The organism is bacterium (genome assembly GCA_035454885.1).
In the GTDB taxonomy this organism is placed as follows: Bacteria; UBA10199; UBA10199; order JACPAL01.
Genome location: DATIGE010000019.1, coordinates 16986 through 30505 on the forward strand (window position 1 = coordinate 16986; position 13520 = coordinate 30505).

Annotated in this window: 12 protein-coding genes; 6 read left to right on the top strand and 6 right to left on the bottom strand. The window is 60.0% G+C overall.

Going from position 1 to position 13520, the window contains the following annotated elements; translation table 11 throughout:
- Nucleotides 1–5: 5 nt before the first annotated feature.
- The 5 genes from gatA to ilvE are packed head-to-tail and all read left to right on the top strand — an operon-like array spanning nt 6 to nt 5654.
- Entirely contained in the window at nt 6–1454 is a 1449-nt protein-coding gene (gene gatA, locus VLJ37_04615) for an Asp-tRNA(Asn)/Glu-tRNA(Gln) amidotransferase subunit GatA (protein ID HSA58948.1), read from the top strand.
- Nucleotides 1451–2980, top strand: coding sequence for an Asp-tRNA(Asn)/Glu-tRNA(Gln) amidotransferase subunit GatB (gatB, locus tag VLJ37_04620; protein ID HSA58949.1), 1530 nt, complete (start codon nt 1451–1453; stop codon nt 2978–2980). Before gatA ends, gatB begins: the two co-directional genes overlap by 4 nt.
- Nucleotides 2980–3633, top strand: coding sequence for a LysE family transporter (locus tag VLJ37_04625; GenBank protein HSA58950.1), 654 nt, complete (start codon nt 2980–2982; stop codon nt 3631–3633). The genes gatB and VLJ37_04625 overlap by 1 nt, the downstream gene beginning before the upstream one ends.
- A gap of 57 nt (nt 3634–3690) precedes the next feature.
- Nucleotides 3691–4728 (top strand): S-methyl-5-thioribose-1-phosphate isomerase, encoded by a 1038-nt coding sequence (gene mtnA / locus VLJ37_04630; protein HSA58951.1) that lies wholly within the window; start codon nt 3691–3693, stop codon nt 4726–4728.
- 14 nt (nt 4729–4742) lie between these two features.
- On the top strand, nt 4743–5654 hold the full coding sequence (gene ilvE / locus VLJ37_04635) for a branched-chain-amino-acid transaminase (GenBank protein HSA58952.1): 912 nt from the start codon (nt 4743–4745) through the stop codon (nt 5652–5654).
- A 45-nt stretch (nt 5655–5699) separates the two neighbouring features.
- Here ilvE and VLJ37_04640 read toward each other — a convergent pair whose 3' ends face one another.
- The 5 genes from VLJ37_04640 to VLJ37_04660 form a co-directional block, all read right to left on the bottom strand.
- Nucleotides 5700–5960, bottom strand: a complete 261-nt coding sequence (locus VLJ37_04640; protein ID HSA58953.1) for a hypothetical protein — start codon at nt 5958–5960, stop codon at nt 5700–5702.
- A gap of 199 nt (nt 5961–6159) precedes the next feature.
- Nucleotides 6160–7818: an excinuclease ABC subunit UvrC gene (gene uvrC, locus VLJ37_04645; protein HSA58954.1), complete on the bottom strand. Its 1659-nt coding sequence runs from the start codon at nt 7816–7818 to the stop codon at nt 6160–6162.
- A gap of 127 nt (nt 7819–7945) precedes the next feature.
- On the bottom strand, nt 7946–8845 hold the full coding sequence (locus VLJ37_04650) for a hypothetical protein (GenBank protein HSA58955.1): 900 nt from the start codon (nt 8843–8845) through the stop codon (nt 7946–7948).
- A 101-nt stretch (nt 8846–8946) separates the two neighbouring features.
- Nucleotides 8947–9735 (bottom strand): hypothetical protein, encoded by a 789-nt coding sequence (locus VLJ37_04655; protein ID HSA58956.1) that lies wholly within the window; start codon nt 9733–9735, stop codon nt 8947–8949.
- On the bottom strand, nt 9735–10592 hold the full coding sequence (locus VLJ37_04660) for a TIGR02147 family protein (GenBank protein HSA58957.1): 858 nt from the start codon (nt 10590–10592) through the stop codon (nt 9735–9737). Before VLJ37_04660 ends, VLJ37_04655 begins: the two co-directional genes overlap by 1 nt.
- A gap of 163 nt (nt 10593–10755) precedes the next feature.
- On the opposite strand from VLJ37_04660, the gene VLJ37_04665 reads away from it, so the two are divergent.
- Nucleotides 10756–11220, top strand: coding sequence for a hypothetical protein (locus tag VLJ37_04665; GenBank protein HSA58958.1), 465 nt, complete (start codon nt 10756–10758; stop codon nt 11218–11220).
- Between the two features lie 5 nt (nt 11221–11225).
- On the opposite strand, the gene uvrB is transcribed toward VLJ37_04665, so the two are convergent.
- Nucleotides 11226–13232 (bottom strand): excinuclease ABC subunit UvrB, encoded by a 2007-nt coding sequence (gene uvrB, locus VLJ37_04670; protein ID HSA58959.1) that lies wholly within the window; start codon nt 13230–13232, stop codon nt 11226–11228.
- Between the last annotated feature and the right edge of the window lie 288 nt (nt 13233–13520).

Consider the following 13520-nt stretch of genomic DNA (forward strand, 5'->3'; position numbering starts at 1 on the left):
TCCCCATGGAACTGTTCGATCTCACCATTCATGAACTCGCCGATCTCTTGAAACAGAAGAAGGCCTCGTCCCGCGAGATCACGGAATCGGTTTTCAAGCGCATCAAGGCCGTTGAACCGAAGGTGCGTTCGTACGTCTCGCTGGCCGAGGAGACGGCCCTGGCGCAGGCGAAGAAGGCGGATGGAACCGCGCCCAGGGGAATGCTGCACGGTCTCCCGTTGGGCATCAAAGACAATTTCCTCATCGAGGGCACGAAAACCACCTGCGCCTCCAGGATTTTGGAGAATTACGTCGCCCCCTACACCGCCACGTCTGCGCAAAGGCTCCTGGATCAAGGAGCGGTCGTCGTCGGCAAGCTCAACCTGGATGAGTTCGCGATGGGATCATCGACGGAAAACTCAGGCGTTGGCATAACGCGGAATCCGTGGGACCTCGAACGGATTCCCGGCGGGTCGAGCGGCGGCAGCGCGGCGGCGGTCGCGGCGGGGGAGTGCATCGCCGCGACGGGCACCGACACCGGGGGCTCGATCCGGCTGCCGGCGGCTCTTACCAACCTGGTCGGCGTCAAGCCCACCTACGGCCGTGTTTCCCGTTACGGCATCGTCGCCTTCGCCTCGTCTCTCGACCAGGTCGGGCCGCTCACCAAAGACGTCACCGACGCCGCCATCCTGCTCAACGCCCTGGCCGGCCACGACCCGAAGGATTCCACGTCCCTGAATCTCCCTGTCCCCGATTACACGAAGGCGCTTCAAAAGGACCTGAAGGGCTGGAAGGTCGGCATTCCCAAGGAATACTTTATCGGCGGCACGGACGCCGAAGTGGCCAAGGCGCTCCAGACGGCGATCGAAACGGTCAAGAAACTCGGGGCCGAATGCGTCGACGTGACGCTCCCGCACACCGACTACGGCGTGCCGACGTACTACATCTTGGCCACGGCGGAGGCCTCCTCCAATCTGGCGCGTTACGACGGCATCCGCTTCGGTTACCGGAACCGGGAGGCCAAGGACCTCACCTCGCTCTACAAGAAGTCCCGGAGCGAGGGATTCGGCCCCGAGGTCAAGCGCCGGATCATGCTGGGCACCTACGTCCTCTCGGCCGGCTATTACGACGCCTATTACCTGCGCGGCCAGAAGGTGCGGACCCTCATCCGCCGTGATTTCGAGAAGGCTTTTGAAAAATGCGACGTGATCCTGACCCCGGTTTCGCCCACTCCGGCCTGGAAGGTCGGGGAGAAGGTGAGTGATCCGCTCAAGATGTATCTGTCCGACATCTTCACCATCAACGTGAACCTGGCGGGGCTGCCCGGCATGAGCCTGCCTTGCGGCTTCACGCAGTCGGGTCTCCCGATCGGGATGCAACTGATCGCCAAGCACTTTGAAGAGGAAAGGATGTTTCGGGTCGCCTACGCCTACGAGCAGGCGAATAAGTGGCATCAGAGGAGACCGAAGCTGTGACATACGAAGTCGTCATCGGATTGGAGGTCCACGCGCAGCTTCTGACAAAGACGAAGCTCTTTTGCGCCTGCCCGACCGTCTTTGGCCGGGAACCCAACCTCAACACCTGCCCCGTCTGTCTCGGCCAGCCGGGCACGCTCCCCGTCTTGAACCGGCAGGCGGTCGAGTTCGCCATTCGCGCGGGTCTCGCGACGGGCTGTTCCATCGAAGCGAAGAGCGTCTTCGCGCGGAAGAACTATTTCTACCCGGATCTTCCCAAGGGCTATCAGATCTCCCAATACGAATTGCCGGTCTGCCTCAAGGGCCACTTGGACATCGAAATAGTGAACGGAGGAAGGTCCCCTTCCGAAGTGAACGATGACAAGCCTGGTAAAACAGATGGGGGGCCCGGGGGGAGAGCGGGATCACCCCCCGCTATCACGAAGCGAATTGGCATCACACGGATACATATGGAAGAGGACGCGGGCAAGCTGGTGCACGAGCACCCCGGAACCCGCGCCCAAGACGCCTCATGGGTCGACTTCAACCGCGGCGGGACGCCGCTCCTGGAAATCGTCTCCGAGCCCGATATGCGCTCGCCGCAGGAGGCGGTGGCGTATTTGAAAAAGCTCCGGTCGATCCTCGTCTATGCGGAGATCTGCGACGGGAACATGGAGGAGGGGAGCCTCCGCTGCGACGCGAACGTCTCGCTCCGGCCCGCCGGCCAGGAAAAATTCGGGACGAAGGTCGAGCTCAAGAACATGAACTCCTTCAAGAACGTCGAGAAGGCGATTTTCTACGAAATCGACCGGCAGGCGTCCGTCTTGGACGAGGGCGGCAGGATCCTCCAGGAGACGCGCCTTTGGGACGCGGACAAGGGCGAGACTCAGTCCATGCGCGGCAAAGAAGAGGCGCACGATTACCGCTACTTTCCCGATCCGGACCTGCTGCCGCTGATCGTCGACAGGGAGTGGGTTGAGAGGGTGGGAAAGACCTTGCCGGAGCTGCCGGACGCCAAGCGGGCGCGCTTCGCCTCGCAATACCAGCTTCCGGTCTACGACGCGGAGGTCCTGGCCTCGTCCCGGGGGCTGGCGGACTTTTTCGAGGCGTGCGTGAAGGAATATCCCCAGCCCAAGAAGGTCTCCAACTGGGTCATGAACGAATTTCTGCGCATGATCGGCAACGACGAGGCGCGGATTCCTTCGAGCCCTCTCAAGCCCGTCCACCTCGCCCAGGCGATGAAACTCGTGGACGGAGGGACGATCAGCGGTTCCGTGGCCAAGACGGTCCTTCAAACGGTTTTCGAGACGGGCGAATCGCCCCAGTCCATTGTGGAGAAACAGGGGCTCGCCCAGATCTCCGACGACGGTGCCCTGGAGACGGCCCTCGATGAGGTCATCGCCGCCAGCCCCAAGGAAGTCGAAAAATACAAGGCGGGCAACGAGAAGCTCATCGGACACTTCGTGGGCCAGGTCATGAAAAAGACCGGGGGCCGCGCGAATCCCGCGAAGGTCAACGAGCTCGTGAAACGGAAACTTTCCTCCTAATGCTCTTCTTCAAGTCCTGTTTGGTCGGCTGCATGGTGGCGATCCCGGTGGGACCGGTCGGTCTCCTGCTCATTCAACGCAGCCTTTCCATCGGTCCCCTGGCGGGAATCTTCACGGGCCTGGGCGCGGCGCTCGCCGACGGCCTGTTCGGCTTTCTCGCCGCCGTGGGACTCGTCACGCTCCTGGGCGAGCTCGAAGCCGGACGGCACTTTCTCAGGCCTCTCGGCAGCCTGGCCCTCATGATCGTCGGCGCGCATTTTTTCTTTCAAAAGCCCCCCAAGCTCGCTGCCCACGAGATTCTGACGGGGCGGTTTCAGAGGAGATTTTGGTGGGACACGATCTCGGCCTGCTTTCTCACCCTCATGAACCCCACGACGATCATCGCCTTTACGGTGCTCTTCGCCGGGTCTGACCTGATCCCGGAGAATCCTGGCCGGGAGAGTTACTTTGAGATCGCCGGAGGCATCTTCACGGGGAGCCTCGTCTGGTGGCTGTTTCTCGTCGGCATCGCCGAGCCGGTGAAGCGGAGGCTCAATCCGCACAGCGTTCACCGGTTCTTGCAAGTGTTGGGGGTCGTGTTGGTCGTTCTCGCCCTGTTCACTTTTCTCCCTCGCCTCGGGACCGTGATTGAGAACGTCCGGAGGCTTTTATAGGGCGGAGTGAATCCGCCTTCGGTTTGCAAAAATCTGCCGCGTGAATAGAGAGCGCTTATGAACTTTAGAACCATCGAATGGAAGGACGACAAGGTGATCATGATCGACCAGCGCAAGCTGCCGGTCGAGGAGACCTATGTCGAGTGCTCGGACTACAAGCAGGTGGCCGATGCAATCAAGACGATGGTTATCCGCGGTGCTCCGGCGATTGGCGTGGCGGCCGCGATGGGCGTGGCGCTGGGCTCGCTCGGCATCGACGCGAAAACCTACGAGTCTTTCGCTCAAAAAATGGAGACGGTCTTCCAAACCCTCATGGAAACACGGCCGACGGCGGTTAATTTGCGCTGGGGTTTGGAACGGATGAAAAAGGTGATGGAGTCGAACCGCGCCCTGGCCGTTCCCGCCCTTCAAGAGAGGCTTCGCGCGGAGGCGATCGCGATCTATGAGGAAGACATCGCCATCAATAAGAAAATGGGTGGTTTCGGCCAGGAGTTGATCCAGAACGGCGACACGGTCCTCACCCATTGCAACGCCGGTGCGCTCGCAACGGCCGGATGGGGGACGGCCCTGGGTGTCCTGTATTCGGCGAAGGAGGCGGGGAAGAAATTCGAGGTGATCGCCGATGAGACGCGTCCCTTCCTTCAAGGCGCGCGTCTGACCGCCTGGGAGCTGGAGAAGAGCGGGGTGCCCGTGACCCTCATCACGGACAACATGGCGGCGGCTTTCATGCGCCAGAAGAAGATCCAGCGCGTGATCGTCGGGGCGGATCGCATCGCCGCCAACGGGGACGTGGCCAACAAGATCGGCACTTACGGAGTGGCCGTGCTGGCCCGACAACACGACATCCCCTTTTACGTGGCGGCGCCGCTTTCGACGATCGACCTCACGTGCCCGACCGGCGACCAGATCCCGATCGAGGAGAGGAACCCGGAGGAGGTCACGAACTTCTTCCGCCAGCGCGTGGCCCCGGAGGGGATCCAGGTGCGGAATCCGGCCTTCGACGTAACGCCGCATGAACTCGTAACGGCCATCATCACGGAGAAGGGGATCGCGAAACCGCCGTATTCTGAGTCCTTGAAAAAGCTTTTTGGTTAGGAGAACCTAGTTCCATGCAAAAGACCGAATTCATCTGGATGGACGGCAAGATGGTCCCCTGGGACCAGGCGCAGGTCCACGTGCTCACCCACACGCTCCACTACGGCCTCGGTGTCTTCGAGGGCATCCGGGCCTATGAAGGGCCCAAGGGAACCGCCGTCTTCCGGCTCAAGGAGCACATCGACCGTCTGTTCGACTCGGCCCACATCCTCCAGATGAAGATCCCGTTCACGCGGGAACAGGTCATGGAGGCCACGCGCGAAGTTCTTCGAGTCAACAAGCTCAAGCACGGCTACATCCGTCCGCTCGTCTTCATGGGCGACGGCGAAATGGGACTGCACGCGTTGAACCCCATCCGCGTGATCATCGCGGCCTGGCCGTGGGGGACGTATTTGGGAGAGGAAGGCGTCAAGAACGGCATCCGGCTCAAGATGTCGTCCTTCACGCGGCACCACGTCAATGCCGTGCTGAACAAGGCCAAGGCGTGTTCGAACTATGTGAACTCCATCCTCGCCAAACGCGAGGCGCTCAAGGCCGGTTATGACGAGGCCTTGCTGCTGGACCCCGAGGGTTACGTGGCCGAGGCCTCCGGCGAAAACATCTTCATCGTGAAGAACGGCATCGTGAAGACGACGCCGACCGGGGCGTCGATCCTGGACGGCATCACGCGGGAGGCGGTGATCACCGTCTTGAAGGACGAGAAGATTCCGGTCGTCGAACAAAAGTTCACGCGGGACGAGGTCTATTTGGCGGACGAAGTGTTTCTGACAGGCACGGCGGCGGAGATCACGCCGATCCGCGAGCTGGACGACCGGACGATCGGCACGGGCAAGCCGGGTCCGGTCACCAAAAAGATTCAGGAGACGTTTTTCTCGATCGTTCGCGGCGGGAATGAAAAATACAGCGGTTGGTTGGATCGCGTCTAATCCAGCTTCCCGCTGGACAGCGCTCGCTACGGCTCGTAATGGAAGCTAGTTCTCGTAGATCGCTTCTTCCAGGTAGGGATTCCACTCATAGGTCACGGGGCCCAGGCCGAACAGTTTTTGCGACATGTCGGCGCCGGGCATGGTGATGATGTCCCTCCATTTGAGAGGCTGATTCGGGATGTGGTTGTAGGGGAGGTGGATGCCCCCGCAACTCAGCACCGTCGGCTTCGGGTCGTTCAAGGCCTCCCCCCCGGCCTTGAGCGATAGGTTCTCTAACGTCGTCCCCGAATCTTGATTGATCGCCATGCCCCTTGAATGAGCAAAGGACGTGCCATGTCCGTTCGACGGTCGGTCATCGCGGTGCGTTGTGGATGAACCTGTGAATAAATCGGGGTTTTTTGAGTGGATGGGCCTGTGGATAAGCGGGGGATGACGCGGGAACTCCCCGTAAAGATGAGTCAAAAAAACCTCATTTGATTCGTTCTTGAATCAAAATGGTAATTTCCTAGCGGGAGGACAGGAACTTCTTACCCCGGAGTTTCCGGTGGTAGGCGATGGCGAAGCGGTGGGCCTCGTCCCGGAGTCGCATTAAGAGATGCAACAGGCCGGAATGACGTCCCAGGAGGACGGGGTTCTTGCGCCCGGGCAGATAGACGCGATCTTGCTCGGATGGGTGGTCCTTTTCCTTGGCCAGCGCAATCAGGTCGAATCCAGTGATGTTGAGCTCCCGAAGGGCCGCTTCCGCCATGGAGAGCTGTCCCTTGCCCCCGTCGATGACCAGGAGGTCGGGCTTTTCCCATTTCTGGCCCTCGTCGCCCTCCAAGGCGAGACGGCTCAGCCGGCGCCTGAGAACTTCTTTCATCGACGCGAAGTCGTTCGGGCCCTCGACGGTCTTGATCTTGAAGCGTCGGTAGCCATCCTTGAACGGCATTCCATCCACGAAGGAGACCAGCGATCCGACAGACTGCCGGCCGCCGGTGTTGGAGATGTCGAAACATTCCATGCGGCGCGGAAAATTCTGAAGTCCCAACTCTTCTTGGAGGCCCGTAAGGATATCCCGGATCTCTTCGCCCTTTTTTGCGCGGCGCTGGAAGCCTTCCTCGGCGTTCCGATGCGCGAGATCCAGCAGGTCCACGCGGTCGCCGCGTTGCGGATTCAAGACCTCCGTTTTTTCACCCCGCTTCTCCGAAAAGATCTGGGATAGAGTGCCTTGCGATTCGAGGAAGCGGGGCAGGAGGATCTCGTCCGGGAGAGAGCGGTCCTCACCGTAGAATTGGTTGACGAAGGATGCGAGGACGTCCTCGTCCTCTCCCTGGCCCTTCACGTGATAGAGAAGCGACTCCCAGACCTTGCCCTCCCTCACCATGAGGACGCAAAAGGTCATCCGGTCGCCTTCGCGGTGAATGCCGATCGCGTCCTGATCGAGCCACGTGTGGCGGTCCACGCTCTGCCGCTCGAGCGTTTCCCGGATCGAAGAGACGACGTCACGGGTCGCCGCCGCCTTTTCGAATTCCTCGCGGTCCGATTGCTCCCGCATCTGGCCCTCCAGGATCTTGACCAGGTCCTTCTTCCGGCCCTGGAGGAACAGTTTCACCTGGTCGACCAAGCCGCCGTACTCGGCCTCGCCGATCCAGCCGACGCAGGGGGCGTCGCAACGGTGGATTTGGTACTGAAGGCAGGGACGGACGCGGTTGGCAAACTCGGTGTCGGAGCAGGAGCGCAGACGGAAGTATTTTTCGATGAACTCGACGGTCTCGCGAGAGGCGGCGGCGGAAGAGTATGGCCCGAAGTAAAGCGATCCGTCCTTCTTGATCGACCGGGTGACGTAAAGGCGCGGGAACCTGTCTTTCAGGGAGAGTTTGATGCTGACGTAGCTCTTGTCGTCCTTGAGCTGGATATTGTAGCGCGGCTTGTGCTTCTTGATCAGCGTATTCTCGAGGAGGAAGGCCGCCTTTTCGGAATCCGTCACCACGAGCTCGATGTCCGCCACGCGGGCCATCAGGAACTTGACCTGGTATCTTTCGTCTTTTTCCTTCAGGTAGGATTGGACGCGCTTCTTCAGGTCGATCGCCTTGCCCACGTAAACGACGCGCCCCTGGGCGTCCTTCATCAGGTACACACCCGGGGCATTGGGAAAGTCCGCGACTTTTTGGGGAAGGTCCACGCGGCCACTATACAAAAGCAAAGCCCGGGGCCGCAATGGCCCCGGGCCGCTACCCGCCGACAAGACCTGACCGCGCTAGCCCCGCTTCCCCCGCCCTAGGCGGGCTCGCTACGGCTCGTAAAGGTAGCTAGTCTTCGCTGTCGGGAATCCCGTCGTCGTCCGAGTCGTTTTCCATGTCCATCGTCGCCTTGACGTTGTCCCGGAACTGTTCAAAGAGGGCCGAGTTGTGGCCGCTGTCCAGGAGGACGATGCCGCCTTCCGTCTCGGCCGCCGAGAGATCGATGCCCTCGAACCAGCCCGCGAGGTTAAAGCTCAAGATGAACGAGGCGATCGAGCCGTCCTCGACGACGATGCCCGCCGGGTTCACGACCTCAAACTCCTCGTCGAAGTCCGCCGTCACGACGAAGGGGGTACCGTCGAAGGTCCCTTCGATGTAGAGGCTCTTCCCCGCCAAGGGGCTCGCGGGATCGATGCCGTCGCCGTCCTCGATCTTGTCGAGCTTGGCCTCGATCTTCGTGTAGGTGCCGGCCGGGAGCTCCAGGGCGTCGACAATGCTGCATTCGTCCATCACGTAGTCGTCCTCGTCCGCCACGCCGTCGCCGTCGTCATCGGAATCGGAGACATCGGGCGTGCCGTCGCCGTCGTCGTCCGAGTCCTTGGAATCCTCGATGCCGTCGTCATCGGCGTCGTCATCGATGTGCGACGGGCCCAGGTTCTCCACCGTCTGAGCCTCGAGATCGACGATGAAGGGGCCCGGCAGGCTCAATTCCGTCGCCTCCGTGTCGGTCGTTGACGCCGTCCGGAGCTTCACCTCCGAAAGCCCCATCAGGGCGGTGGTGATCTCCACCGTCTTGCCGCCGGCGTCCAGGGTCAGGGCCGCCGGGCCCGAACCGGACACGTAGACGCTCAAGAGGGCGTTCGTGCCCGCGGGGAGGTTGAGGTTATCGGACGAGCCCCCGTTGGAGCCCCCGCATCCGGCCGCGAGCGTCAGGGCGCACGCCGCCAGGAAACCATTTATCTTTCTCATGGGTCATCTTCTCCTGTTTTATTTGGTTGTTGATGACAGCCCGTTCCGGCGGATGAATTCTCCTCCGAGACCGCGACATCGTTCCCGTGCCGGCCGGCGTATCAGGGAACGGACGTCCCGATGGCCAGAGGATTGCCCTCCTCCTCCGGATCCAGGCTGTCGTTGTCGTCCGAATCTTCAAAAAGATCGGCCGAATGCTTTATGTTCTCCTCAATGAGTTCCTGCACAGTCTGATTCTTGATGTCGTTGATCAGGATGATCGGTTCCCCGCCGCCCCCGCTGGAAACTTCGATGAACGTATCCATCAGGTCGACCCCGTTGAACCATTGGTCCAGGTCGAAGGCGATGAAGAAGACGCTGAGGGGGTCTGCTTCTTCGATCAGGAACCCCGTCGATTCGTTCTCGAGCTTGAATTCCTCGTCGACCTCGGTCGTCATCAGAAACGGCGTGCCATCGCTTCGGGCCCCTTCGATCTGCACGCTCTTGTTGAACATCGGTCCCGTCGATTCGAGTTTCTTCAGGACGAGTTCAATCCGGCAATACCGCCCCGTCGGGATTTGAAGACCCTCCAGTCCCGAAATTTCGCCGGCGTTCAAGAGGTCGACCACGAAGGGTCCGTTGAACTGAATGTCCTGGGCGCCCTCGTCCTGCGAACCGTCTTGGCAGGCGCTGAAAGGCCGGAAATGAAGCCTGTCGAGGACGATCATGGCCTTGCCGACTTGAAGATCTCCCACGGTCAAGGCCGCGAGCAACGAAGACTGGTAGCCAATCACGCGAATCGAGACCGCCGTCGTGTTGCCGGTCTCCGTTCCACCCGTCGATGAGCCGCAGCCGCCCATGAAGGGTGCGAAAGCGAGAAGGACGAACAAACATGAAAGTATCCGGCGCATCACCTGACCTCCTGCTGGGGCGAGACAGAAATCGTGAGAGGAAACATTTGAATGTTGAGTTGGAGAACTTCTTCCGGTTCGGTGTCCGAGGCGACCGCCCTCAAGATCTCTTGCCGGAAATTCTGGATGAGCCTCTTCAATTCCGGCACCCGGCCGCGGTTAACGCCCAGGGTCATCGTGCTCACATCCCGCCGATCGACCGGAAGTTCGTCGATCACCTGCTTGGTCAGGTCCAGGACGATCTTGTGGTAATTGTGGACGACATGGCTCTTGAGTTCCGCCCCCGTCGAAACAATGGAGCTCGCCTGCCTCCAATGCCCCTCCTCAGTCCGTTCGATGAAGCCGAGCTTTTCCAAGAGCTCCACCGACTTTTCGGCCTGGGCCGGGGTGATGGCGGGAGAGAGGCGTCCGGCGATCCACTCGAAAGTCCCGTCGAAATCCTTGGAGACGACCAGCTCGCGAACCACGGGGTGGTACCACGTCGCGTAATATTCATACTGATCCCGTTCGATGGGCTTCAACTGGCTGTATTTGCGCGAGCGCAGGAGGTCTTGATAGCGCCGGTTCTTCTCGTCGTGTGTCTTGGCCTGTGTATATAGGACGAGTTTCTTGAAAAATTCCGTCTCCTGCTTGTTGAGCTTGAGCCCCAGGGCGAACTTCGCGGCGGAGTCGGAGGTCAGGTTCCTCACGCCGTCCATGACGAACTTGTAGAAGTTGATGGATTTCAGCCCCGCGCGTTGGGCGAAGGAGCGGTAGGAGAGGGTCCCCCCGCTCTTTTTTGCGGCCTCGTACCAGTCCCGCAAGAAGGCCCGGTAGTCCGTGTATTCGAAGACGTTGACGGGGCTCAGCTTCCGCATGGCTTCAAACTAGGAGCGACGGAGTTTTCCTGCAAGACAAAAAAATTGAATCCGTTTACAGGTGTAAACGAAAATCTTGTCAAAGTATCTGAAATATAATGACATTGTAATTTATAAGTCATACTTGAGTCTAGATCAGTAAACACAAAAAGGAGAAAAGCACATGAAAAACAAACAGATAAAGACGGCCGGGGCCGGGATGGTCCTGTTATTCCTGGCCGCCTTGGCGGCCCTGGGCCCCGGCGGGACGTGGGGATGCGGCGGCGGGGGAGGCAGTGCAGCCTTAACGTGCACGGGCACGACCTGCGATTGCCCTGCCGGCGAGGCCTGCGACATCACGGATACCGCCTGCGGCGGGGCCAGCTGCTCCCTGGATTGCATGGACAACAACGACTGCACGGGTGAATGCGGGGCCTCCTGCAGCGTCGATTGCGGCAGCGGTTCGACCTGCGACTTGACGGTCGGCCAGAGCGGAAGCGTGACCTGCACGGCGGATTCCGTTTGTCACGTGACTTGCACCGGGGATTGTTCCGTCAGCTGCTCCGTCGGCGCCGATTGCGACCTCACGTGTCCCGGCGACACCGAGCCGACGCCGGTCGCGGAGAGCGGGCAATGCGACGTCCCGTAATGTAGTTAGACGTTGACTCCCAGGGCCAATTCGCGGTCGCGCAGGCGTTTGATCTCGTCGCGGATCTGGGCGGCCTTTTCGAACTCCATCCGCTCGGCGGCCTTGCGCATCTCTTTTTTGAGGGACTCGATCCTCTTCGGGATGTCTTCGAGGCGGACGGTCGAGGCGGTGTCTTCCGCCGCCTCGACCGTCACGTAATCCTTCTCGTAGATGGAGTGCAGGGCGTCGCTGATGTTCTTTTTGACCGACGCCGGCGTGATGCTGTGCTTCTTGTTATAGGATTCCTGCAGCTCGCGCCGGCGGTTGGTCTCTCCGATCGCCTTCTTCATCGAATCGGTCCATGTGTCCGCGTAGACAAAGACCTGCCCGTTCACGTTTCGCGCCGCCCGGCCGAAGGTCTGGATGAGGGAGCGCTCGGAACGGAGGAACCCCTCCTTGTCGCCGTCCAAAATGGCGACAAGGGAGACCTCCGGGAGGTCGAGGCCTTCGCGGAGGAGGTTGATGCCGACGAGCACGTCGAACTCGCCCAACCGGAGCGACCGGAGGATTTCCATGCGTTCGAGCGTCTCGATGTCGGAGTGGAGGTATTTCACCTTCAGTCCCTTGTCCTGGTAAAAACGCGTCAGGTCCTCCGCCATCTTCTTGGTGAGTGTCGTAATCAACACACGCTCGCCCTTGGCAATCCGACCGCGGATCTCCTTCTCCAGATCGTCGACCTGGCCGGAGGCGGGGCGGACGTCGATCTTCGGATCGATCAGACCGGTCGGACGGATGATCTGTTCCACGACGACGCCCTTTGATTTCTTAAGCTCGTAATCGGAGGGTGTCGCCGACACATAGACCGCCTGGTTCGTCAGGGCCTCGAACTCCTCGAACTTGAGCGGGCGGTTGTCCATGGCGGACGGCAGACGGAACCCGTATTCGACCAGGTTGGTCTTCCGGCTCCGGTCCCCGTGGTACATGCCGCCAACCTGCGGGATGGTGACGTGACTCTCGTCCACGACCAAAAGCCAGTCCGGGGGAAAGTAGTCGATCAGGACGGGGGGCGCCTGGCCGGGTCCGCGCCCGGTGATGTGCCGCGAATAGTTCTCGATTCCCTTGCAGAAGCCGATCTCCTCCATCATCTCCAGGTCATAGTTCGTGCGCTGTTCGATCCGTTGCGCCTCGATGAACTTGCCCTGGTTCATGAAGAACTTGATCCGGTCCTTCAGTTCCTCCCGGATATTCACGATGGCCCGCTTCATTTGGGACTCGGGCGTGACATAGTGCGAGGCCGGATAGATGGTTGTGCCCTGAATCTTGCCGAATGAGGCTCCACGCAGCGGATCGATCTCCGAGATGGCATCGATTTCATCGCCGAAAAATTCGACTCGGATGGCGCGGTCCTCCTCGTGGGCGGGAAAGATCTCCACGACGTCGCCTCGCACCCGGAAGGTCGCCCGGTGGAAATCGTAATCGTTGCGCTCGTACTGGATCTTGATCAGGTCTTTGAGGAGCTTCTGGCGCGGGTATTCGATGCCGGTCTCGATCTTGACGACCATGTCCTGGTAGGCCTCTGGCGAGCCCAGGCCGTAGATGCAGGAGACGGACGCAACGATGATGACGTCCCTGCGTTCGAGAAGGGAACGCGTGGCGGCGTGGCGGAGCTTGTCGATCTCCTCGTTGATGGAGGAATCCTTTTCGATGAAGAGGTCCTGGGCGGGGACATAGGCCTCCGGCTGATAATAGTCGTAATACGAGACGAAGTATTCGACGGCGTTGTCGGGAAAGAGCTCCCTGAATTCCGAGAACAGTTGAGCCGCGAGCGTCTTGTTCGGCGCCATGACGAGCGTGGGCCGGTTCACGTTCGCGATGACGTGCGCCATCGTGAAGGTCTTGCCCGAACCGGTCACGCCCAGGAGCGTCTGGTGCCTTTCGCCCCGGAGGAGTCCATCCGTGAGTTCCCCGATCGCCCGGGGCTGGTCACCCTGGGGCTTGAAATCCGAGACGAGATGAAATTTGCCGCTTGCCATGCGTATTCTATGATTTATATTTTATTGATCAGTACAATTATAACTAACTAATAACATTATGTATTATAACATATTCAGTATTCTATATTTGCCATCTCATAAAAGATTCCTCTGGACGAAGCCTTTCGGGCGTCGATAATGAATCACCATGGTCGAGTTGTTTAAATATCTCGATTACCGGCGTTTCCTCAAGGACTACTACGCCGAACAGAAGGACAAGAAAGGCTCCGCGTTCTCCTTTCGCTCGTTCGCCCGCTTGGCGGGTCTCAGTTCCCCCAACTTTCTCAA

Bases quoted from the DNA above. Each gene is read 5' to 3' on its own strand.
- gatA (HSA58948.1), top strand. From the start codon at position 6: ATGGAACTGTTCGATCTCACCATTCATGAACTCGCCGATCTCTTGAAA.
- VLJ37_04625 (HSA58950.1), top strand. From the start codon at position 2,980: ATGCTCTTCTTCAAGTCCTGTTTGGTCGGCTGCATGGTGGCGATCCCG.
- mtnA (HSA58951.1), top strand. From the start codon at position 3,691: ATGAACTTTAGAACCATCGAATGGAAGGACGACAAGGTGATCATGATC.
- ilvE (HSA58952.1), top strand. From the start codon at position 4,743: ATGCAAAAGACCGAATTCATCTGGATGGACGGCAAGATGGTCCCCTGG.
- VLJ37_04640 (HSA58953.1), bottom strand. From the start codon at position 5,960: ATGGCGATCAATCAAGATTCGGGGACGACGTTAGAGAACCTATCGCTC.
- VLJ37_04650 (HSA58955.1), bottom strand. From the start codon at position 8,845: ATGAGAAAGATAAATGGTTTCCTGGCGGCGTGCGCCCTGACGCTCGCG.
- VLJ37_04655 (HSA58956.1), bottom strand. From the start codon at position 9,735: ATGCGCCGGATACTTTCATGTTTGTTCGTCCTTCTCGCTTTCGCACCC.
- VLJ37_04660 (HSA58957.1), bottom strand. From the start codon at position 10,592: ATGCGGAAGCTGAGCCCCGTCAACGTCTTCGAATACACGGACTACCGG.
- VLJ37_04665 (HSA58958.1), top strand. From the start codon at position 10,756: ATGAAAAACAAACAGATAAAGACGGCCGGGGCCGGGATGGTCCTGTTA.
- uvrB (HSA58959.1), bottom strand. From the start codon at position 13,232: ATGGCAAGCGGCAAATTTCATCTCGTCTCGGATTTCAAGCCCCAGGGT.